Origin of the sequence: Nocardia elegans NBRC 108235 (assembly GCF_001612845.1) — a bacterium.
In the GTDB taxonomy this organism is placed as follows: Bacteria; Actinomycetota; Actinomycetes; order Mycobacteriales; family Mycobacteriaceae; genus Nocardia; species Nocardia nova.
Window position 1 is genome coordinate 44,116 of record NZ_BDBF01000029.1, and the last position, 21,047, is coordinate 65,162.

General features: G+C 69.4%; 20 protein-coding genes. 11 read left to right on the forward strand and 9 right to left on the reverse strand.

Annotated features, from left to right (window positions below):
* Positions 1–13: 13 nt before the first annotated feature.
* Both NE2_RS20810 and NE2_RS20815 read left to right on the forward strand, forming a co-directional pair.
* Entirely contained in the window at positions 14–1,642 is a 1,629-nt protein-coding gene (locus NE2_RS20810; protein WP_063028613.1) for a cobyrinic acid a,c-diamide synthase CobB, read from the forward strand.
* 5 nt (positions 1,643–1,647) lie between these two features.
* Positions 1,648–2,130 (forward strand): cobalamin biosynthesis protein, encoded by a 483-nt coding sequence (locus NE2_RS20815; RefSeq protein WP_228817815.1) that lies wholly within the window; start codon positions 1,648–1,650, stop codon positions 2,128–2,130.
* A 35-nt stretch (positions 2,131–2,165) separates the two neighbouring features.
* Here NE2_RS20815 and NE2_RS20820 read toward each other — a convergent pair whose 3' ends face one another.
* The 3 genes from NE2_RS20820 to NE2_RS20830 all read right to left on the reverse strand — a co-directional run bounded on the left by NE2_RS20820 (position 2,166) and on the right by NE2_RS20830 (position 5,086).
* Positions 2,166–2,675 (reverse strand): hypothetical protein, encoded by a 510-nt coding sequence (locus NE2_RS20820; RefSeq protein ID WP_146165265.1) that lies wholly within the window; start codon positions 2,673–2,675, stop codon positions 2,166–2,168.
* Positions 2,676–2,810: 135 nt separating this feature from the next.
* A complete protein-coding gene (locus tag NE2_RS20825; protein WP_063028618.1) occupies positions 2,811–3,941 on the reverse strand; it encodes an Rv3169 family protein in 1,131 nt (376 codons plus the stop codon).
* Positions 3,938–5,086 carry a phosphotransferase family protein gene (locus NE2_RS20830; RefSeq protein ID WP_063028620.1) on the reverse strand — a complete coding sequence of 383 codons (1,149 nt, stop codon included), beginning with the start codon at positions 5,084–5,086 and terminating at the stop codon, positions 3,938–3,940. Before NE2_RS20830 ends, NE2_RS20825 begins: the two co-directional genes overlap by 4 nt.
* Positions 5,087–5,478: 392 nt before the next feature.
* On the opposite strand from NE2_RS20830, the gene NE2_RS20835 reads away from it, so the two are divergent.
* Positions 5,479–6,819 carry a DoxX family protein gene (locus NE2_RS20835; protein ID WP_084494205.1) on the forward strand — a complete coding sequence of 447 codons (1,341 nt, stop codon included), beginning with the start codon at positions 5,479–5,481 and terminating at the stop codon, positions 6,817–6,819.
* A gap of 2 nt (positions 6,820–6,821) precedes the next feature.
* Here NE2_RS20835 and NE2_RS20840 read toward each other — a convergent pair whose 3' ends face one another.
* Entirely contained in the window at positions 6,822–7,790 is a 969-nt protein-coding gene (locus NE2_RS20840) for a poly(ethylene terephthalate) hydrolase family protein (RefSeq protein WP_063909448.1), read from the reverse strand.
* An 88-nt stretch (positions 7,791–7,878) separates the two neighbouring features.
* Here NE2_RS20840 and NE2_RS20845 point away from each other — a divergent pair, with 88 nt between their 5' ends.
* The 4 genes from NE2_RS20845 (at position 7,879) to NE2_RS20860 (ending at position 11,958) form a co-directional block, all read left to right on the forward strand.
* Positions 7,879–8,286: a PPOX class F420-dependent oxidoreductase gene (locus tag NE2_RS20845; RefSeq protein WP_063014887.1), complete on the forward strand. Its 408-nt coding sequence runs from the start codon at positions 7,879–7,881 to the stop codon at positions 8,284–8,286.
* 194 nt (positions 8,287–8,480) lie between these two features.
* Complete coding sequence (locus NE2_RS20850; protein ID WP_063028624.1) at positions 8,481–9,035, forward strand: LGFP repeat-containing protein; 555 nt, start codon at positions 8,481–8,483, stop codon at positions 9,033–9,035.
* A gap of 70 nt (positions 9,036–9,105) precedes the next feature.
* On the forward strand, positions 9,106–10,365 hold the full coding sequence (gene cobA, locus NE2_RS20855; RefSeq protein WP_063014885.1) for a uroporphyrinogen-III C-methyltransferase: 1,260 nt from the start codon (positions 9,106–9,108) through the stop codon (positions 10,363–10,365).
* A gap of 132 nt (positions 10,366–10,497) precedes the next feature.
* Positions 10,498–11,958 carry an MFS transporter gene (locus NE2_RS20860; RefSeq protein ID WP_063028626.1) on the forward strand — a complete coding sequence of 487 codons (1,461 nt, stop codon included), beginning with the start codon at positions 10,498–10,500 and terminating at the stop codon, positions 11,956–11,958.
* A 22-nt stretch (positions 11,959–11,980) separates the two neighbouring features.
* Here the strand turns inward: NE2_RS20860 and NE2_RS20865 are convergent, their stop codons facing one another.
* The 3 genes from NE2_RS20865 to yaaA all read right to left on the reverse strand — a co-directional run bounded on the left by NE2_RS20865 (position 11,981) and on the right by yaaA (position 15,392).
* The gene (locus NE2_RS20865; protein WP_063028628.1) at positions 11,981–12,376 is read right to left on the reverse strand and encodes an ankyrin repeat domain-containing protein; all 396 of its coding nucleotides are present in this window, start codon (positions 12,374–12,376) and stop codon (positions 11,981–11,983) included.
* Positions 12,377–12,455: 79 nt separating this feature from the next.
* Positions 12,456–14,414 carry a three-helix bundle dimerization domain-containing protein gene (locus tag NE2_RS36735; protein WP_218018638.1) on the reverse strand — a complete coding sequence of 653 codons (1,959 nt, stop codon included), beginning with the start codon at positions 14,412–14,414 and terminating at the stop codon, positions 12,456–12,458.
* Positions 14,415–14,627: 213 nt separating this feature from the next.
* Entirely contained in the window at positions 14,628–15,392 is a 765-nt protein-coding gene (gene yaaA, locus NE2_RS20875) for a peroxide stress protein YaaA (RefSeq protein WP_063014878.1), read from the reverse strand.
* Positions 15,393–15,450: 58 nt separating this feature from the next.
* On the opposite strand from yaaA, the gene NE2_RS20880 reads away from it, so the two are divergent.
* A complete protein-coding gene (locus tag NE2_RS20880) occupies positions 15,451–17,208 on the forward strand; it encodes a proline--tRNA ligase (RefSeq protein ID WP_063028630.1) in 1,758 nt (585 codons plus the stop codon).
* A 151-nt stretch (positions 17,209–17,359) separates the two neighbouring features.
* On the opposite strand, the gene NE2_RS20885 is transcribed toward NE2_RS20880, so the two are convergent.
* Positions 17,360–17,791: a ferritin-like domain-containing protein gene (locus NE2_RS20885; protein WP_063028631.1), complete on the reverse strand. Its 432-nt coding sequence runs from the start codon at positions 17,789–17,791 to the stop codon at positions 17,360–17,362.
* A gap of 70 nt (positions 17,792–17,861) precedes the next feature.
* Positions 17,862–18,401: a hypothetical protein gene (locus tag NE2_RS20890; protein WP_227463062.1), complete on the reverse strand. Its 540-nt coding sequence runs from the start codon at positions 18,399–18,401 to the stop codon at positions 17,862–17,864.
* A gap of 404 nt (positions 18,402–18,805) precedes the next feature.
* Here NE2_RS20890 and rimP point away from each other — a divergent pair, with 404 nt between their 5' ends.
* From rimP to NE2_RS35110, 3 genes are all read left to right on the forward strand, one after another.
* A complete protein-coding gene (gene rimP / locus NE2_RS20895) occupies positions 18,806–19,459 on the forward strand; it encodes a ribosome maturation factor RimP (protein ID WP_063028633.1) in 654 nt (217 codons plus the stop codon).
* Positions 19,456–20,484 carry a transcription termination factor NusA gene (gene nusA, locus NE2_RS20900; RefSeq protein ID WP_063028635.1) on the forward strand — a complete coding sequence of 343 codons (1,029 nt, stop codon included), beginning with the start codon at positions 19,456–19,458 and terminating at the stop codon, positions 20,482–20,484. The genes rimP and nusA overlap by 4 nt, the downstream gene beginning before the upstream one ends.
* Before the next feature lie 63 nt (positions 20,485–20,547).
* Positions 20,548–20,928: a YlxR family protein gene (locus tag NE2_RS35110; protein WP_081879203.1), complete on the forward strand. Its 381-nt coding sequence runs from the start codon at positions 20,548–20,550 to the stop codon at positions 20,926–20,928.
* The last annotated feature ends 119 nt before the right edge of the window (positions 20,929–21,047 follow it).

Genomic DNA, 21,047 nt, shown 5'->3' on the forward strand with positions numbered 1-21,047 from the left:
CGGCGGCCGGCCGATGACCACTCCGGCCGTGGTGATCGCCGCGCCCGCGTCGGGCAGCGGAAAGACCACGCTGGCAACCGGTTTGATCGGAGCGCTGCGCCGCGCCGGACATCGCGTCGCGCCGTTCAAGGTGGGGCCCGACTACATCGATCCGGGCTATCACGGTCTGGCGGCCGGGCGGCCGGGACGCAACCTGGATCCGGTGCTCGTCGGTGCCGAGCGGGTGGTGCCGCTGTACCGGCACGGCAGCGCGGGTTGCGATGTGGCCGTGGTCGAGGGCGTGATGGGCCTGTTCGACGGCCGGATCGACGCCGAGAACCCCGCCCCCATCGCCGAGGGCTCGACCGCGCAGGTCGCCGCGCTGCTCGGCGCCCCGGTGCTGCTGGTCGTCGACGCGCGCGGCCACAGCCAGAGCCTTGCCGCCCTGCTGCACGGCTTCGCGACCTACGACAGCGGTATCCGGCTCGGCGGCGTGATCCTCAACCGTGTCGGCAGTCCGCGCCACGAACAGGTGCTGCGCGGCGCCTGCGCCCGGGTCGGCCTTCCGGTGCTGGGCGCACTGCCGCGAATGGACGAATTATCTGTTCCCGCAAGGCATCTCGGGCTCGTCCCTGCGGTCGAGCACGGCTCCGCGGCGCATACGGCGGTCGAGGCCATGACCGAACTGGTCGGCGCGCACATCGATGTGGGCGCGGTCGCGCGACTGGCCGCCGCCGACGTGAACGGGCCCGCGTGGGATCCGATCGGCGAAGTCGCGGCGGCGGCCCCGCACCTACAGTGGCGGGGCCCCGGCGTGAGCCGGACCGCCCTCGACGGCCCCGAGCCGGGCGAAGACCCCGGCCCCGCCGGTGCCGCGCTGCTCCTGGACAGCACGGCGCCTACCGTCGGCAGGTCCGACAGCTCGGCGCCTGCGATCGGCACGTCGCGGATCTCGGCGGAGACGGCGGGGCAACAACAGTCCGGCGAGCCGGAGACGCCGATACCGATGTCCGCCTCGGGCAGCGGAGTGCGAGAGCCCGCGCCGATCATCGCGATGGCCGGCGGTCCGGCGTTCACCTTCGGCTACGCCGAACATCGGGAACTGCTGATGGCGGCCGGAGCGCGGGTGGCGGTCTTCGATCCGTTGCACGAGCAATTGCCCCCGGGGACAGCCGGTTTGGTCCTGCCCGGTGGCTTCCCGGAGGAGCATGCCGCCGATCTGGCCGCGAATACGCCACTGCTGACCGCGGTCGCCGAGGCCGCCGCCCGAGGCATGCCGATTCATGCCGAATGCGCGGGCCTGCTCTATCTGACCCGCTCGCTGGACGGGCACCGCATGGCCGGAGTCCTCGATGCCACCGCCGAATTCGGACCGCGCCTGACCCTCGGCTACCGGGATGCGGTGGCATTGGCCGATTCGGTGCTGTGGCGCGCGGGAGAACGCGTGCGCGGCCACGAATTCCACCGCACCCGCTTGGTCAGCACGGGATCGCACCCACCCGCCTGGGGATGGCGCACCGACGACGCCGCGGTCCGGGAAGGTGCGGTGGCACGTCAGGTGCATGCGTCCTATCTGCACACTCATCCCGCCGGGAACCCCACGGCCACAGTTCGTTTCGTCGCGATGTGCGAACAGTTCGCCACCGCGCACGCCGGCGTGTGACGGCGATGGGCGAGCTCCCGTCGGAACGAGCCGCCGGCGGACCGCTGTATCCGGCGTCGCGGCGTGCCGAGCGGGTCGACGATCATCTGCGGCGGCCGGGCGAGGAGGCCCCGATGAGCGAGGCGGTGGTCGTGGGCTTGGGGGCGCGACCGGATCCCGCGGCGGAAGCCGTTGTGGCCGCCGTGCGGGAAGTTTTGGGGAACAGCACGATTCGATGTCTTGCGACGATCGATCGGCGGGCGGAGGAGTCGGGAACCGTCGCGGCCGCCGCCGCATTCGGGGTGCCGGTGATCGGATTCGGTGCGGACGAACTGGCCCGGGTCGACGTCCCCCATCCGGGCCACCACGCGGCGGTCGCGATCGGCACGCCCAGTGTCGCCGAAGCGGCCGCGCTTCTCGCCTGGCGGCGCTGGGGACAGCGCGGGCGGCTGATCGTGCCCAAGACGGTCGTCGGCACGATCACGGTCGCTGTCGCCGAGCAAGCGTGAACACGGTGGTGCGAAACCTGTTGTCCGGCTGTGCGTTACACGCAGGCGCCGCCGAGGGTCGCGGTCGTGACGATGGTGTATCCGGCGACCGGTGACAGTTCCGGCAGGCCGTCGTAGTACACCGCGCTGACGACGTGCTCGCCCGGCCGGTCGGGCACCCAGCCGATGCTGGCGACCCCGTTGACCACCGGCGCGGTGCCCACGATATTGCCGCTGATCCCGGAAAGGTGACTGAAGAAGTCGACGTTGCCGTGGGTGACGGGGCTGCCGTCGGGGTTGCGCACCGTGGCCACCGCGTTCTGGGCGCAGCCCACCAGCGCCCCACTGACCGGGCTCAGCGCCGACCCGGACATCGATACCGCGATCGTGGGCGCCACCGTCGCACCGGCCGGGGCCGCTCCCACGACCGGAAGCAGCGCGCCCATCAGCGCACCGGCGGCCAGGACCAACCCGGCACGCGTACGTGCGCGCCACGCCCGCCCGGAAGACAGCGCCGGGCCCGGGAAAACCTGGGAGGAACCACGCGAAACACGGAATCCGCTCATCGTGCCTGCCTCTCGCTGTGCCGTCCCGGGCCGACGGCCCGGCGTCGATCCGTCGGAGGGTACCTGAGATCCAGATCACATCGGATACGCCACGCGGAGCCGCCCCGACATTGCGGTACGCGGAGCGGGCGCGAGTTACGGCGCGACCGAGGTCCAATCGGCGAAGCCGGTGGGGTCGTGGCGGCCGAGGCTGCCGTGTTCGAACAGTCCCCAGCCCTCGGCGTCGCCGCACCGTGCCTGTCCGACGTGGTCGATCACACCCCACGGGATGCGCCCGGCCACCGCCGGATCCGTCAGGTCGTAGCTGCTGCTCGACGACCAGTCGCGGCCCTTCCACTGGCCGTGCAGCCAATCCGGATCGCCGCCGTAGCCGCAGCCGATATGCAGCGGAATGCAGGTGTGGGCTCGCACTTCCACGGTGAGCGGCGAGCCGTCGCCGGCGGTCATATCGAGCCGCGCGGACACCGGAATGCGTGTGCCGGAACGGTATTCGATGTGCATGCGGGGCCAGCCGAGCTGTTCGACCCGCCCGTCCGGCCACACCCGCACGGCATCGTTGAGGGTGCGGAAGCCGTCCGGATTCTCCTGCACGATCACCACGATCGCGAAGTCGTCGAAGCGCAGCGGCACATACAGCCACCAGAATCCGGCCGCCGGTTCGCTCGCATCGCGCCCGGGTGGTTCGGTCTCACCGACCGGCCGGATACCCCAGGACCGGTCGCGGGTCCCCATCCAGACGTCGGGGTCCACGGCGATGTCGTCGCCGTCGACGTGCAGTGTCCCCGACCAGGAGCCGACCTGGGCGAACCGGGAGGCGTCGATGATCGGCCGGCTGCCGGTGTGGATGAGATGCGGCTGCTCCTGGACGGCGGGGAACGAACCTTCCCAGGTGAGGTCGAGGGACAGGTCGTCGTGCTCGCAGATCACCCGGACGCGCCGCAGCGGTTCGATCACCTCGATGCGATAGCCGCCGACGCTCATGTTCAGGTCCCGCGGCGGCAGTGCGTCCGAGAACCGCACCGTCCGCAGGGTATCGCCACGGCGCACCGCGGCGTACGCGTCGATCACGCCGAGGTTCGGATAGACGCCGAAGCCGGTGACCAGCATCGTGCCGCCGCTGCGGTCGTGAGCGTTGAAGTAGCTGCGGTCGTAGAAGTTTCGGTCGGTGGTGGCCGCGCGCGCCAGTGACAGCGGCGTCTGGTGCACCGGATATTCGTCCAGCGGAACCGGCGCCTGCTGAGCCGGATGTCCGTCGATGCCTGTCATCGGTCTCCTCGATCCCACTGGTAGGTGCCGTCGAGCAGGGCCTCGAGGGCCGCTCGGTGCATCACGTAGTCGTCCCGGTCGTCGGTGTCGGTGTCCTCGCCGAAGTGGATCATCCGCCGTTTGATGCGCGCCATCACGATGCCGTGCCGCAGCGCGGCGTAGACCAGGTACCACTCCAGATCCCGCAGGCGGTGGCCGGTGAGCCCCTCGTAGCGCGCGACCACGTCGTCGCGGCGCAGATAGTCCGGCAGGCCGGGCTGGTCGAAGCGGGTGGCGATGTCCTGGAAGAAGCGATGGATGAAGATCAGCCACGCCACGTCGAGTTCCCGCGGGCCGAGCGTGGCCATCTCCCAGTCCAGGACCGCGACCGGGTCGAATTCGTCGAAGATGATGTTGCCCGGCCGGGCATCGCCCCAGTTCAGCACGTCGGGCCCCGGATCGGCGGGCCAGTGCTGCTCGAGCCAGTCGAAACTGCGCTCCAGCAACGGGATTCGATAGCCGTCGTCGGCGAGCGCCCACCGGTACCAGTGGCGCTGGGCGTCGAAATGCCGGCGCAGCGACGAGCCGGCGCCGGCCAGGGCGGGGAATGTCGCGGCCGGGTCGGCGATGGCGTGGACCCTCGCGATGATGTCGACCGTGGCGTGGGTGATCCGCATCCGCTGCTGTGGGGTGGCGTCGAAGACCCAGCCGACGAACACGTACGGCGGATTGTCCTCCGGAATCCGCCCGTTGATCCGCTCCATCACGAAAAATGGTGTGCCGAGCACGGATTCGTCCGGTTCGAACCAGCACAGTCGCGGCACCGGCACATCGCTGTGCGCGCCGACACCGGCCATCACCGCGTACTGGGTGTCGAGGTCGTAGGTCTCGAAGACCGGGAACGAGCCCTCCTCGGGTGGCATCCGTGCGACGTAGGAGCCGGTCTCCGTGCGGCCGTCGCGCTCCCAGCTCGCCTCGAACATCACCGAGGAGCTGGACATGCCGCCCGCCTGCGGCCGCGACAGCCCCGTGAGCACCGGCGCCGTGGCGCCGGTGAGCTTGCCGGCCAGCCATCGGGTGAGTCGCTCGGCGAGTTCGTCGAGATCGCGAGCGCTGGTGGTCAGTTGCCGCCGCTGCCCGGGGTCGGTATCGGATTCGCCCGACATTGCGGACCTCCTGATGGGATGAAAATGTCTGTGCGCCAACTCTTTACGCACCGGCACGGCGATATCCGGCCCGGTGAGGGGCGGCGTGTGGATGAAATGTAACGCGTTCTAATGCGCGGTGGCGCGAAATCGGCGGCGAATTTTTCGCCGTTCCACTGACCGGGATCCGGTTTGCCGGCGGTGCGCGCGAACGGTGCGGGGACCACCGACCCTGACATTCGTGCTGCCACGTACGCCGCGCGGAGTACCGGCGAATCGGGGTCCGGCCCTGAGGACTTTCGCCGCAGGCCCTCGTAACGTCGTGCACCGATCCGCGCACCCCGGTCGCTTCGGCGCCGGCGGCACTGCCTGTGCGCCGGAGCATTCGGGGAGAGGAGTGGGTAGTGAGTGTCATGGTGGCGCAGGCCGAACCGCCGCGGCTGGAGCACGAATCCGAGACGGCGGCGGGCTGGAAACCGCTCACCCGGGTGGCCTTTCGGTTCACGTTCCTGTACTTCGGGTTGTTCTGTCTGATCTATCCGCAGATCGTCTTCGCCTTCACCGGCTGGTTCGGCCGCTGGCTCGACGCCGACGCGGTGTTGTGGCAACCGCGCTTGCTGCGCCCGGTGCTGGAGTGGGTGGGGCGCACGGTCTTCGGAGTGCATCCGGTGCTGAGTCCCAACGGCAGCGGTGATCAGACGATTCTGTGGGTGCTGGTGTTCTGCATCCTGGTCGTCGCCCTCGCGGGCACGCTGATCTGGACGTTGCTGGACCGCCGTCGCACCGATTACCGGCGCCTGGCCGGGTGGTTCCTGCTGTTCCTCCGGTTGTGTGTGGCCGGTCAGATGCTCAACTACGGGTTCGCCAAGGTCATCCCCACCCAGATGCCCGAACCGATGCTGTCGACGTTGCTCGAGCCGTACGGCAATCTGACCCCGATGGGGGTGCTGTGGAATCAGGTCGGGATGAGCCCGGCCTACGAGATCCTGCTCGGCTCCGCGGAATTGCTGGCCGGGATACTGCTGTTCGTTCCGCGCACGGCGACGGTGGGCGCGATGCTGACGCTGGTGAGCATGGCGCAGGTCTTCGTGCTCAACATGACCTTCGACGTGCCGGTCAAGATCCTGTCCGGACATCTGATGCTGATGTCGATGGTATTGCTCGCGCCGCAGGCGCGGCGGCTACTGGATGTGCTGGTGCTCGATCGCCCGGTTGCGAGCTCGACGGCGCCGTACCCGTTCCGCACCCGGAGGGCACGATGGATCGCGGCGCTGGTGCAGGTCGGCATCGGGGTCTGGGTGGCGGTGGCTCTGACCCACGTGAGCCTGCAGTTGTGGGACGAGGGTCCGGGCCGGACGAAACCGCCGCTGTACGGCATCTGGCAGGTCGACGAATTCAGTCGCGACGGGCAGCCGGTTCCGCCGCTGCTCACGGACCCGGACCGGTGGCAGCGCGCGGTATTCGACGTCGCCGGCGTCATGCAGTATCAGCGAATGGACGGGACGCTGGTGCCCATGCAGGTGCGAGTAGACACCGGCGCACATCGCCTGGACCTGCATGCCGTGCCCGCCACCGCGGGACACTCCGTGACCGCCGGCGGCTTCGCGTACGACCAGCAGGGCCCGGACCGGCTGCGGTTCACCGGAGATCTGGACGGACATCCGGTGACGGTGACCTTCCGGCGTCAGGACCCGGACGCCTTCCCACAGCGCAGCCGCGGCTTCCACTGGATCCAGGACGCGCCCGGGGAGTGAGGTCAGCCGGCCGCCGCGCCGATCTGGTTGGCCCAGTGCGGATTCGGGGCGTAGAACTCCCCGGTGCCGGGGGCGAAGGCGGCCGCCGCCCCGGCGCATCCCCACAGCCGCGCCACCAGCCAAGCGGTCGGATAGCCGAGGTAGCCGTACACGCCCGCGGTACACGGCGACGAGGCCCGGGCGCAGTCCGGTTGCCCTTGAACGTCGTTGTGATTGGGGCCGACCAAGGTGCCCCACACCTTCGTCACCGATCCCGGGGTGGCCTCGTAGTAGTCCTGGTTGGACTGCAGTCCCGGAAGTGCCCACAGCTTCTGCGAGGGGGAGATCAGCGCGTCGTCGGAGCCGTTGACGAAGAACACCGAACCGCCGCCCAGGCGGCGAGTGTCGGTGCAGCTCAATCTGTTCGAGCAGAACGACTGGGCGGGCAACTCGATCGGCACGGCGGTGCGAATCAGCCCGCCGGAATCGATCATCGCGTTGAGCACCCCGGTGGCGCCTTGGGAATGACCGACGGCGCCGATCGCCGCGGTGTCGAGCCGATCGTGGAACACGCTCGCCGGATCGGCGGCCCGCTCGACGAGGTATCGCGCCGCCCCGGCGATGTCGACGCCCGTGCCGGTACTGCGATTCTCGGTCGCGATCACCACGAATCCCCACGAAGCCAGATGCCGCAGCAGATAGGCGTATTGGCGAGGTTGGGCGGCCGTGCCGTTACCCCAGGTGATGATCGGATGGCGGGGGCCGCGCGCGGCGACATCGGTGGGATACCAGATGTCGTAGGCGGCGCCGGTGCTGTCGCAGCAGCCGAATTCGTAGTGCTCGGTGACCTGCCACGGGCCGGGCTCCAGGTAGCGGGCCTCGGTCGGGCCGCTCGCGCGGTAGGGGTCGGCCGCGTACGCGGTGGCGGCCACCGCGGCGGCGACCGCGACCGTCACCAGCACGGTCAGAACCTGCAGCACGGCTCGTCGCATGTTCGCAGCATAGAACCGGGCCGGACACACCGTGACGGAACGACGGCCGGTGGGAATGAGTGTGCGTGGCAGCGGGTTGTGCCGTGGCATGGGTGTAGAACTCTCCGACGACCTGAAGAAGATCCTCGACGACACAAAGGTTTTCGCCACGCTCGCGACGATCGGCCGCGACGGGCAGCCGCACCTGACCGTCACCTGGCTGCTGCGGGAGGGGGAGGAGTTGGTGTACTCCACCACCGTGTCGCGTCAGCAGTACAAGAACGTGGTGCGCGACCCGCGGGTGACGATCATGATCAACCCGCCGGACAATCCGTACGTCTACGCCGAGATCCGCGGCACCGCCACCGTCGTCCCCGATCCGGAGAAGGCTCTGCCCGATCGGCTGTCGGTGAAATACACCGGCCTGCCCTATATCGAATTCAATCCCGCCTCCGTCGACGACGCCGAGCGAGTGGTCGTGCGGGTGACCCCGGAACGGATCAACGGCCGGCTCTGATGCGACCGAATTCACCTCGTGTGATTTTGTGAGATGAGTCTCGACTGTGATACGGCGAGCGTTGCAGAGCCGGTGTAACCCCTGCAGGATGGCGGGAGCGGCAGCTTCCGTCGCGCCAACTTCGCAGGTAGAGGGAGTTTCTCTTGGCTTCGTCAGGTCGCAGACAGAGTAGACGCACGACGCGCCGGTCCGGGATGCGCGCGGCAGCCGCGGGTGCCGCCGCACTGGCGTTGCTCACCGGCACGGGTACCGGTGTCGCCGCCGCCCGGCCGGTCGGCGCGTTCGACGTCGGCGGGGCGATCGAGAAGGAATACGACCGCGCCGGCGGCGGCGCCTTCTTCGGCAACCCGACCGGACCGGAATCCGACGCGAACGGCGGCAAATTCCAGGTCTTCGACCGCGGCTGCTCGATCTACTGGTCCGTGGGTACCGACGCCCATGCGATCTGCGGTCTGATCCGCGACAAATGGGGTTCGATGGGCTGGGAGAACAGCGCCCTCGGCTTCCCGCTCACCGACGAGGCCCAGGCCGGCAAGGACGGCAAGGCCCGCTTCAACCAGTTCCCCGGCGGCGTGATCTTCTGGTCGGCGAGTACCGGCGCGCACCCGGTCTGGGGTTCGATCCTCGGCATCTGGAACGGCAACAACGCCGACCGCGGCCGATACGGCCTGCCCACCAGCGACGAATACGACTACAACGGCGGCAAGGCCCAGGATTTCCAGGGCGGCCGGATCACCTGGAAGCCCTGATCTTCCGGGCATGCGGCGTCGCGACGGGTGATTGCGGAGTTCCCCCGGCCACGCCGTAGGCTGAAACCTTGTGCCGAATACGACAGACGACCAGCAATCCGGTGACCCGAACTATGTCGTCGGGCTCGATCTGGCCGGCCGCCGCGTCGTCGTCGTGGGTGGCGGCTCGGTAGCCCAGCGCCGGCTCGGACTGCTCATCGCGAGCGGAGCCGATATCGAGGTGATCAGCCGGACGGTCACTCCCGCGGTGGAGGCGATGGCCACCTCCGGTCAATTGCGCATCTCCCAGCGGGCCTACGCCGATGGCGATCTCGACGGCGCCTGGTACGCGATCGCCTGCACCGACGAGCCCGAGACCAACGCTGCCGTGGTCGAGGAAGCCACCCGCCGCCGCATCTTCTGCGTGCGCGCCGACAATGCCCGGCTCGGCACCGCCGTGACTCCGGCCAGCGCCCGTTACGACGGGCTGACGCTCGCGGTGCTGGCCAGTGGACGGCACCGTCGTTCGGCCGCGGTGCGGACCGCGCTGCTGGAAGCCCTGCAATCGGGCGTGGTCATCGACGACTCCGAGCCCGTGGCGCCCGGTGTCGCGCTGGTCGGTGGCGGTCCGGGCGACCCCGATCTGATCACCGTGCGCGGCCGTCGGCTGCTGGCCCGCGCCGATCTGGTCGTCGCGGACCGGCTGGCGCCGCCGGAACTGCTGGCCGAACTCGGACCGCATGTGGAGGTCGTCGACGCGGCGAAGATCCCGTACGGCCGGGCGATGGCGCAGGAGGCGATCAACACCGCCCTCGTCGAGGGCGCCAAGGCGGGCAAATTCGTCGTCCGGCTCAAGGGCGGCGACCCGTACGTATTCGGCCGCGGCTACGAGGAACTCGAGGCGTGCGTGGACGCCGGGGTCCCGGTGACCGTGGTTCCCGGTGTCACCTCCGCGATCTCGGTGCCGGCGCTGGCCGGCATTCCGGTGACCCACCGCGGTGTCACCCACGAATTCGTGGTGGTGAGCGGGCACATTCCGCCCGATCACCCGGATTCGCTGGTGGACTGGCCGGCCCTGGCCCGGTTGCGCGGCACTCTCGTGCTGCTGATGGGGGTGGAACGCATCGAGAAGTTCGCCGCCGCACTCGTCGACGGTGGCCGCGCCGCCGATACGCCCGTCACCGTCGTGCAGGAGGGCAGCCTGCGCACGCAGCGGATCGTGCGCGCGGATCTGTCCACGGTCGCCGAACGCGTCCGCGCCGAGGGCATCCGGCCGCCGGCGATCATCGTCGTCGGCCCGACCGCGGGCTTCACCGCGGGCGCGCCGGATGCCGTCGAGCAGGCCGGTTAGGCCCGCGGTGCGTGCCCGGGACAGGGGCACAGCCCGCTCGAGCGACCCGCGGAAAGCGCGAGTACGCGTTGGGCTGGCCGGTGCCGATATCCGTTACAGTGAGTCACTGTGCTCGATAACCCCGCTGCGACGATGCAATATCCGGTGACGAAGCGGGCCTTCGGGCTGCCGATCCTGGTCCTGTCCGGCCTGCAGTTGATGGTCGTGCTGGACGGCACGGTCGTGATCCTGGCGCTGCCGGCCCTGCAACGCCATCTGGGCCTGACCAGTTCGGGCAGTGCGTGGACGGTGACCGCCTACGGCCTCACCTACGGCGGGCTGATGCTGCTCGGCGGGCGCCTCGGCGACTCGTTCGGTCGCAAAAAGATGCTGCTGCTCGGTGTGTCGTTCTTCACCCTCGCCTCACTGCTGTGTGGGCTGGCGCAGAACGAGGCCATGTTGATCGGCGCGCGGGCCCTGCAGGGCACCGGCGCCGCGATCGCCGCACCCGTGGCGATGGCGCTGGTGGTCAGTACCTTCGCGCCCGGACCGCCGCGCAATCAGGCGATCGCCATCTTCGGGTCGATGATGGGCGTGGGTTCGGTCGGCGGTCTCGTCGTCGGTGGCGCCCTCGCCGAATGGAACTGGCGGCTGATCTTCCTGATCAACGTGCCGATCGGACTGTTGATCATCCTGGGCGCGGCGTTCCAGCTGCACGATTCGGCCCACCATCGACTGCCCCTGGACGTGCGCGGCGCCTTCCTCGGCACCCTGGGCTGCGTCGGTGTGGTGTTCGGCGCGACCGAGGGGCCCGATCTCGGCTGGACCAGCCCGTATGTCATCGGCGCGCTGATCGCCGGATTGCTGCTGCTGGTGGCGTTCGTGCTGGCCGAACGGTCCGCCGTCAATCCGCTGCTGCCGCTCACTCTCTTCCGCGATCGTGACCGCTCGATCACGTTCATCGCCCTGCTGCTGGGCTCCGGCGTCCTCGGCGCGATGACCTATTTCGTCGCGCAGTTCCTGCAGAACGTCGTCGGCTACAGCCCGCTCGTCGCCGGTCTGGCCTCGATCCCGTTCACGATCGGCGCCGGCATCGGCACCGGCGTGGCGTCCAAGGCCGCGTTGATGATCCGGCCGCGGTGGCTGCTCGCCGGTGCGGCGGCCGTGCTGGCCGGGGCCCTGTTCTTCGGCTCCACCCTGGATCGCTACGTCGAATATCTGCCGACGCTGCTGGTGCTGCTGGCGGTGGTCGGTATGGCGATCGGTTTCGTGATCGTGGTCGGGCCGCTGTGCCTGCTGGTAGGCGTACCGGTGAACGAGGTCGGCCCGCTGTCGGCGATCGGCCAGATGATCCTCACCCTCGGCACCCCGTTCGCGGTCGGCCTGCTGACGCCGCTGGCGGCCTCGCGCACGCTCTCACTCGGCGGCCGGACCGATCGAACCTCGAATCTGACGCCCACCGAGGTGGCGGCGCTGTCCAGCGGTTACACCTTCGTGTTGCTCATCTGCGCTATCGGCGCCGTGATCATCGGGCTGCTGGTGCTCACTCTGCGTTACACCCCGCAGCAACTCGCCCAAGCCCAGCACGCGCAGGAGGAAGCGCAGCAGGTATAGCCGTCTCGGCGGCGCGCGCGTCTCAGCGGCGATCGAACAGTTCCAGTAATTCGGTCCTGCCGAAGACGGTCGCCGATTCCCGAGCCGACGGTGTGCCCGCATCCGGATCGGCTCCGGCCGCCAGCAGGGCCTTCAGGATGTCGTCCTCGCCTTTGAACACCGCTCCCGCGGCCGGGGTCTGGCCGCGGTCGTTGGCGCGATCGGGATCCGCGCCGCGTTCGAGCAGTGCGGTCACGGCCGTCTGCTGCCCGTGGTAGGCGGCCAGCATCAGCAAGGTGTCGCCCTTGTCGTTGCACAGATTCACCGGGACGCCCGCGTCGATATACGCCGCGAGCGTCGCGGCTTCGCCCGTGCGGGCCAGCTCGAAGAGCTTGGTCGCGAGTTCGACCAGGTCCGGATCCACACCGTCGGTAGGCACGGGCCATTACTACCACGGCGGGGCGACGGTCCGGCGAAGCGGCGACCTGCCTCCGATCGGTCCGGCGCGCGGCGCCCGATCAGTTGTATGAGCGCGCGACCCCGTCGAGAAGATGTTCCAGGGTGTCGTAGGTCGGAGTGTCGACGACGTCGACCACATCCGGAGCGACCGGAATGTGGTGTTCGGCGGTGACGGCGGTGAACTGGGACGGATCGGCGGTACGGAAGCCGTGCTCGGCGGCCAGGCGCTGCAGTTCGGGATCGGTGCTCAGCAGCTGCCCGACCCGGTCGCCGGTAGCGGTCAACGGGACCAGCGTGTGCCGGGACAGGACCGTCGGAGACGGGTACAGCATCACCGCGTCGGCGGGCAGCTTGCCGGCGACGGCGGCCTCCACGAATTGCGATTCGTAGCCCCACACCATGGGCGTGGGACCCATTCCCGCAGTGAGGTATTCGCCGAACGGACCCGCGCTGGAATTCTCGGTGTACCCCTGTTTGGTGAACAGCCGCGACACCTTCGACAGCACGAAATTCTCGGCGGCCGGACCCTGCACGATCGCGTCGTCGTTGGCGACGTAGGCGGCCACCGCCAGATACATCGCCGCCGAATTGGAGGTCCGCGGATCGGTGGTCGAGATCAACACGTTCTTGCGCACCGGATAGGCGGTGTTGGCCTCCAGTTGATCCCACTGGGTGCCTTGCTGCGTGAGATCGAGATACCGCCGCATATCGAAGGCGGGCACAGTCCCCGGACGGGCGATTCCCGCACGTGCGAGCAGGTCCACGATCGGCCGGAAACTGGCGACCACCATCGGCGAGGAGAACGGCGTGTATTTCGCGGTGATCCCGCGTTCGCGCTGAATTCGTTCGGCGGCCAGGCTGCTCGACGGAAAGGCGAAGTCGTCACCGTCCAGCTTCACCGACGTCGCGATCTGCCGCGATCCGGCCGGGTCCACCTCCAGCCGAATTCCCTTGCGCGCCAGTGCGTCCACCACGCGGGGATCGGTGAAGAAGCCCATTTTCTCCGACCCGACCACGCCGTGCGCGGTGATCAGCGCGGGAGCCGGGGCGGGGGAGCCGCTGTCGCCGCCGCGAAAGCCGAAGGCCACAACGAGCACGACGACTACGACGACCACGGCGGCGGCTACGGCCAGGACCCGTGGCTGTCGCAATGCGGTTACCAGGCCCGCTGTGCCCGCTCCACCGGAGGCCGGGCTCGTCGCGGCCGCGCGCTCCGGTTCCGGTTCTGCTGCAGCGTCACTCGCGGACGGTGTGGCGGCCACGATCTCCTGTTTCGTCGGTTCGACGGGGGAGTGGCCGGGTGTGACCGCGACGTCGGATGTCGCGGAACCCGTCGGCGAGGCGAGGTCTTTCCGCTCGTCCGCCGTGGACTCGACCGGAGCCTCAGCGGCTACGGCGGGAAGCGAATCGTGTTGGTCTGTACTGCTTTCGATGACGTCGGTACCGGGCAGGTCGGGGTCCGGGTCGCCGCTGTGTGCGATGTCGCCGGGGCGCGGCGAATCCGCCTCGCCGGGTGCGGGTTCCGAGGCGTCGGCGTCTTCCGCGACGGTTTCGGTCGCCGATTCCGCGACGGCGCTCGGGACGTCATCGGCAGGCGCGGGCATGTCATCGGCAGACGCGGCGTCGGCGGGCACGGAGGTCGCATCGGCGGGCGCAGGCGCAGCGTCGGTAGGCGCGACTTCGGTGGGCGCGGCGTCGGTGGGCGCGGCGTCGGTGGCGTCCTCCTCGATCGAGGGCGCCGACACCCGTTCCGGAACAACCGGCGCATCCGCGTAGTCGAGTTCGTGCGAACGGTCGTCGGCCTTGGGCTGCGGAGGGGTGTGCTGCAATTCGCGGCGCACGATGCGTTCCACCAGAATCGGCACGAAATCGCGGACGGCGTGGCCGTCGAAGCGCCGGCGCACCTGGCCGACCATTTCCTCTACCAATTCCGGGGAATGGCTGCTGCCGTAATGGCCGACCAGCCGATCGGTCAACTGACGCAGTGCCTTTTCTTCACGGTCGGTGGCGTCACCCACGCCGAACTCCTCGCCCAATCGCATCCCAACGGCAGCGGTCGGCCGGCCGCGCCGGAAATTACGATAGCGAGCCGGAATGCCCGTTCCGTGCCAGCGTGTTTCGGCCCGATGACGGTGAAATGCGCTGGTGGAGAGGCATTTTCCGGCGATTGTTCCCGTGGCTGGGCAGGCGCTATTCGGCTCGAATTACGTCGGCGGTCACCGAGAATTCACTCACGTGAGGACCAGCAGTTCGCTCGACGACGCGATTTCCACACGCAGCCCGGCCTTTTCGGCGATCCGCGCCAGTGCGCGGATATCGCCGGGCTCGGCGCGAGTCGACACCAGGGCCCGTGCCAGCAGCCCCTTGTGATGCTTGTTGAAATGGCTCACCACCGTGCGGCTGCCGTCCGGGCGTTCGGTCAGTACGGTCGCGGTCACCGCGCCGGGCAGCCGCCCCAATTGCTGATAGGTCCCCGAACGCAGGTCGACGACCAGCTGACCGGCCGTGGCCTCCCGCAATGCCGGGGCCAGCACCGGTTTCCACAACGACGCCAGCGTCGGCAGGCCCGGCAGTTTCGAACCGCCCGACAGCCGATACCCCGGAATCGCATCCCCCGCGCGCACGATCCCGAACAGCGCCGAGCCGATCGCCAGCCGCGCCTCGGCGCGAGCGCGCTGCGTCTTGGTCAGCGAACCGGCGTCGAGCGCGTCGTAGAGCACGCCGGTGTAGCGCCGCAGCGCCGGTGCGGTCGCGGCGGTCCGCAGCGTCGCGTTGCGGGCGAGCGCGGTCTGCAAACCTTCCGCGCCCGCGCCGGTCGCCTTTCCCAGCCCCAATGCCACCCGTGCCGCCTCCGGGTTCGCGGACAATTCGATCAGCTCGGTGATCAGCTTGTCCCGCACTGCGGTGAGCTGCGGTAACCACAGGGAATCCAGATCGAGCGGACCGAGATTTCCGCCGTCGGACTTGGTTTCGGAAGGAGGCAGAATCACCAGCACGAGCCGATACGGTAATGCCCTGCAGGCATCCACGCAGCAGCGGCTAGTCTGTGCATCCGTGATCACCCGTCTCTCGCACCTGTTCCTGCGCACCCTGCGCGACGATCCCGCCGACGCCGAGGTGCCCAGCCACAAACTTCTGGTCCGCGCCGGATATGTGCGCCGGATCGCGCCGGGCGTCTATTCGTGGTTGCCGCTGGGTTTGAAGGTGCTGCGCAAGATCGAGGACGTGGTGCGCCAGGAGATGGACGCGATCGGCGGCCAGGAGATTTCGCTGCCCGCGCTGCTGCCGCGCGAGCCGTACGAAACCACCAACCGCTGGACCGAATACGGCGACAGCCTTTTCCGCCTGCAGGACCGTAAGGGAGCCGACATGCTGCTCGGACCCACCCACGAGGAATTGTTCGCCCTGACGGTCAAGGGTGAATACAACTCCTACAAGGATCTGCCGGTCACGCTCTACCAGATTCAGACCAAATACCGCGACGAGGAACGGCCGCGCGCCGGAATTCTGCGCGGACGCGAATTCGTCATGAAGGACTCGTACTCCTTCGATCTGGACGAGGACGGCCTGAAGGCCAGCTATGCCGCACACCGCCAGGCATATCAGCGGATGTTCGCCCGGCTCGGGATCGAATACGTGATCGTCGCCGCCACCTCCGGCGCGATGGGCGGCAGCGCCTCGGAAGAATTCCTGGCCAGCAGCCCGATCGGCGAGGACACCTACGTGACCTGCCGCGAATCGGGATACGCGGCCAACGTGGAGGCCGTGGTGACGCCCGCGCCGCCGGAGATCCCGATCGAGGGGCAGCCGGCCGCCGTCGTGCACGACACGCCGGGCACGCCGACCATCGCGTCCCTGGTCGACTGGGCCAACGACGCCGGTATCGCCGAACAGTACGGCCGCCCGGTGACCGCCGCCGACACGCTCAAGAACGTCATGGTGAAGCTACGCCACCCCGACGGCAAGTCCGAGATCGTCGGCATCGGCGTGCCCGGTGACCGCGAGGTCGACGCCAAGCGGCTGGGCGCGAGCCTCGAACCGGCCGAGGTGGAGTTGCTCACCGACGAGGACTTCGCCGCCAATCCGTTCCTGGTGAAGGGATACATCGGCCCGAAGACGCTGCTGGACAACGGTGTTCGCTATCTCGTCGACCCGCGCGTGGTGACCGGCACGTCGTGGATCACCGGCGCCGACGCCTCCGGCAAACATGTCGTGGGACTCGTCGCGGGTCGCGATTTCACCCCCGACGGCACGATCGAGGCCGCCGAGGTGCGCGACGGCGACCCCTCGCCCGACGGTCGCGGTGTGCTGCACTCGGCGCGCGGTATCGAGATCGCCCACATCTTCCAGCTCGGCTACAAGTACACCGACGCCTTCGAGGTGGATGTGCTCGGTGAGAACGGTAAACCGGTCCGGCTCGTCCAGGGTTCCTACGGGGTCGGCGTCTCCCGGATGGTCGCGGTGATCGCGGAGCAGATGCACGACGAGAAGGGGCTGCGCTGGCCGGCCGAGGTCGCCCCCTTCGATGTGCACGTCGTCATCGCCAACAAGGACGAGGCGGTCCGCACCGGAGCCGAGGAGGTCGTCGCCGGTCTGGACGCCCAGGGCGTGGACGTCCTGTTCGACGACCGCACCGCCTCACCCGGCGTCAAGTTCAAGGATGCCGAATTGCTCGGCATGCCTTGGGTTCTCGTCATCGGCCGGGGCTGGGCCGACGGCAAGGTGGAGTTGCGTAACCGCTTCACCGGCGAATCCGAGGACATCCCGGCGGACGCGGCCGTCGATACCGTGCTCGCGAAGATTCGCGGCTGATCGCCCGAGTGCACCCGGTCGCTGCGATCGGGTGCATCCGGCCGGCGACCCGCGCTACGGCAACGGAAGGCAGGAGCTACCGGTGTTCAGGCCGCTGCCCACGACGTCGCGATGAAGGTCACCGTGCCGGCGGCCGGGCGGCCGCTCGGGCTCAGGGCCGGCCCGGGAACGGTGTGGTAGCGGGATTCACGCCCAGAATCGACTGCCAGGTGGCCAGGCGGACGGCGCATTCGGTGAGGGCCTCGATGCCGATGCGGCGGCGATCCGGGGTGGTGGAGTGTTCCACGACCGCGCGCCAGGCCACCGCCGTGTCGGTCTCCACGGTGACGGCGAGTTTGGCCGCGGGGATGGGATCGTCGACCGGAAACGGCGGGGTGTAGGCGGCGGCGGGCGCCGGAACACTCGCACCGGCCGCCTTCAGCGCGTCGACGGTGGCGTCGCGGCGGGCACGGTGGGCCGCGGTGAACTCGGCGACGACCTTCGCGCGCTCCGGGGACGCGTAGGCCGCGATGAGGCCGTAGGCGTAGACCGCGGTGTATTCGGCGTTCAGCGCGTCGAGCAGCGCCTGCTGATCGGTACTCACGCTGTGTCCTTTCTGGCGTGTGCGGGGCGCTGCGTGGTGACGCTGCGCTGCCGCCTCCGCGCCTGATCGCTCACGCCGGCACCACCGCCACGTGGGCGCCGCAGCAGGCGCTGATCGAGGCGAGCAGGCCGGCGCGATATCCGGACAGGGTCGCGGCCAGCTCGGCCGCGGAGTGCTGGGAGTCCGTCAGCCGGGCCCGCAGCGCGGCGACGCTCGGCGGCGGGGTGGGGGCGGGCGGTTCGGCGACGGGGGGAGTCGCGGATTTCGGCTTGGTGCCGTCGCCGTATACGCCTACCGCGCGGTCGATTTCGGTGCGCAGCGCATCGGCGTGCTGGGCACGCTGGGCGGCGACGACGGTCAGCGCGGCGGTGTGCTCCGGTGCGGCGGCGATGGCCGCCTTCGCCCACACGGCGTCCGTACGCGCCGATTCCTCCTGCGACACAAGCACATCCGGTACCGACGGCTTGTCGTCCGAACAGGCCGCGACCGCACTCACGGCGACGAGCGCGACCACGCCACCTCCGGCCGAGCGCAACAGCGAGCGGCGGTCGAGGCGTGGGGGAACGGTCCGATCCGGCGGCACCGGAATCACATCGAGACGGCTGGGCACGCCTACATCGTGCCAGTGATCATCACGCGCCCCCGCGCCCAGCCCGCCGACATGCCTCGCTCGCGCTCGCTCGCGGCCGGGCCGGTCGGCCGTCTGCCCTGCTGAGCCCGGGTGCCACCGGCGGTGCACGCCCGCACGTCGCCGGCGGACCCGCCGAGGGATGCTTCCGGACGGACGCGCGGGGGCGCGGCGGCCGCTCCGTCCCGGCGCACCCGAGACCGTCCGGCGGACCGTGGGCGCGCAGCGGAACCCGACCCGGGCCGACTCGACCGGGTTGGCTGGTCCTTTACACTCTTGCAGCGCGTTACGCTAGACCTCCGGCGGAACAATCCGCGGGACATGCGCGCCGACCATGCCGTACCAGGACCAATACCGCGTCACAACTGAACCAGGAGCCGCCCCATATGCCGATGCCGACCGAGGAAAGGGTGAGCCAGCTCGTTGCTGGGCTCGTCGAACGCCGAGGGCTCGACCTCGAGGGCGTGCACATCACGGCCGCGGGCGGCCCGCAGGCGCGAGTGACGGTGACCGTCGACGGCGACGAGACCGTCGATCTGGACACGATCGCGGAAGTCAGTTCCGAGATCTCGGAAGTGCTCGACGACGCCGCCGATCTCGGCGAAACCCCCTATCTGCTGGAAGTGACCACTCCGGGTGTCGACCGCCCGCTGACCGCCCCGCGCCACTGGCGACGGGCTCGCGGCCGCAAGGTGCGGGTGCGGATGCGGCCGGGCGCGCAGGCCCCCGAGGGCGCGTCCACCTTCGACGCCCGCGTCGGCGCGAGCACCGACACCGACGTGGCCCTGGTGCTGGGCGGTAAGCGCGCGCCCCACCGGGTGAGCGTGGCGTTGGCGGATATCGAATCCGCGGTCGTCCAGGTGGAGTTCTCCTCACCCGGTGCGGCGGAAATGGAACTGGCCGGGGGCGTGGCCGCGGGCCGCCCGGAACCGGGCGCCACCGATCAGGCCGTCGATCCGGCCGCATCCGCCGCCGGGGGAGAACACGTCGCCCGGGGAGAACACACAGAAGTTGCGCCGACCGAAGGGATCGTGGAATGAACATCGAAATCGAAGCCCTGCGTGCGATCGTCGCCGATAAGGGAATCTCGATGGAGACAGTGCTCTCCGCGATCGAGTCGGCTCTGCTGACCGCCTATCGGCACACCGAGGGCCACGAGCCCAACGCGCGTATCGACATCAATCAGAAGACCGGCGTGGTGCGGGTGATGGCCACCGAGACCGACGCCGACGGCAACGTCGTCTCCGAATGGGACGACACCCCGGAGGGCTTCGGCCGCATCGCCGCCACCACCGCCCGCCAGGTGGTGCTGCAGCGCCTGCGCGACGCCGAGAACGAGAAATCCTTCGGTGAGTTCTCGACCCACGAGGGCGATATCGTCGGCGGCGTCGTGCAGCGCGATGCCCGGATGAACGCCCGCGGCACGGTCGTGGTGCGCATCGGCAGCGAGGCCAACGGCGCCGAGGGCCTGATCCCCCCGGCTGAGCAGGTACCCGGCGAGACCTACGAGCACGGCGATCGCATCAAGTGCTACGTCTACGGCGTCTCCCGGGGCGCGCGCGGCCCGCAGATCACGCTCTCGCGCACCCACCCGAATCTGGTGCGCCGGCTGTTCGCGCTCGAGGTGCCCGAGATCGCCGACGGTTCGGTGGAGATCGTCGCGGTGGCCCGCGAGGCCGGCCACCGCTCCAAGATCGCGGTGCGCTCCACGGTGCCCGGGGTGAACGCCAAGGGCGCGTGCATCGGCCCGATGGGCCAGCGCGTGCGCAACGTGATGAGCGAGCTGGCGGGCGAGAAGATCGACATCATCGACTGGGCCGAGGATCCGGCCGCCTTCGTCGGGAATGCCCTGAGCCCGTCGAAGGTTGTCTCGGTCACGATCGTCGATCCGGAGGCCCGTGCCGCCCGGGTCGTGGTCCCCGATTTCCAGCTGTCGCTGGCGATCGGCAAGGAAGGTCAGAACGCCCGGTTGGCCGCGCGATTGACCGGTTGGCGCATCGATATCCGCTCCGACGCCGCCCCCGACGTGGCCGGATCGCAGCGGCCGCACGCCCAGCACGGGTAGGCGGCGGCGAGACGGCAGTGCGAGTGCGGGGGTCAACGAGGGGCTGGATGCGGAGATCGGGACATGGCAGCGGTACAGTGGACACAGGCTCAGCGCGAGTCTTCGGTATCCGCACTTTCCGCCCAGGTCGGTGCTCGGGTGAGAACCCGAACTCCCGGCCCGGTCCGGACCTGTGTCGGATGCCGGAAACGCGAGCTGGCCGCCGATCTGTTGCGGGTCGTGGCGCAATCGCCCGGCAGCGCTCCCGACAGGGACGCCGTCGTCGCGATCGTTCCCGATCCGCGGCGCAGACTGCCCGGGAGGGGTGCCTGGTTGCACCCCGTTTCGGCTTGTCTGAGCATGGCAGAGCGGCGCCGAGCGTTCGGCAGAGCGCTACGAGTGTCCGGAAAACTGGATATCTCAGCCCTGGAGCACTACGTCGAGAACAGGCACGAGCACTCATGAGCACACCGTGAAGTACCAACGATGAACGGCCATCGAAGATAACCCGAGGTCGTGCGGGCGTCCTGACCCCTGAACGGGGAGCAAGAGACTGTCGCGCTCGACCTCTCAGTGAGGAGAGC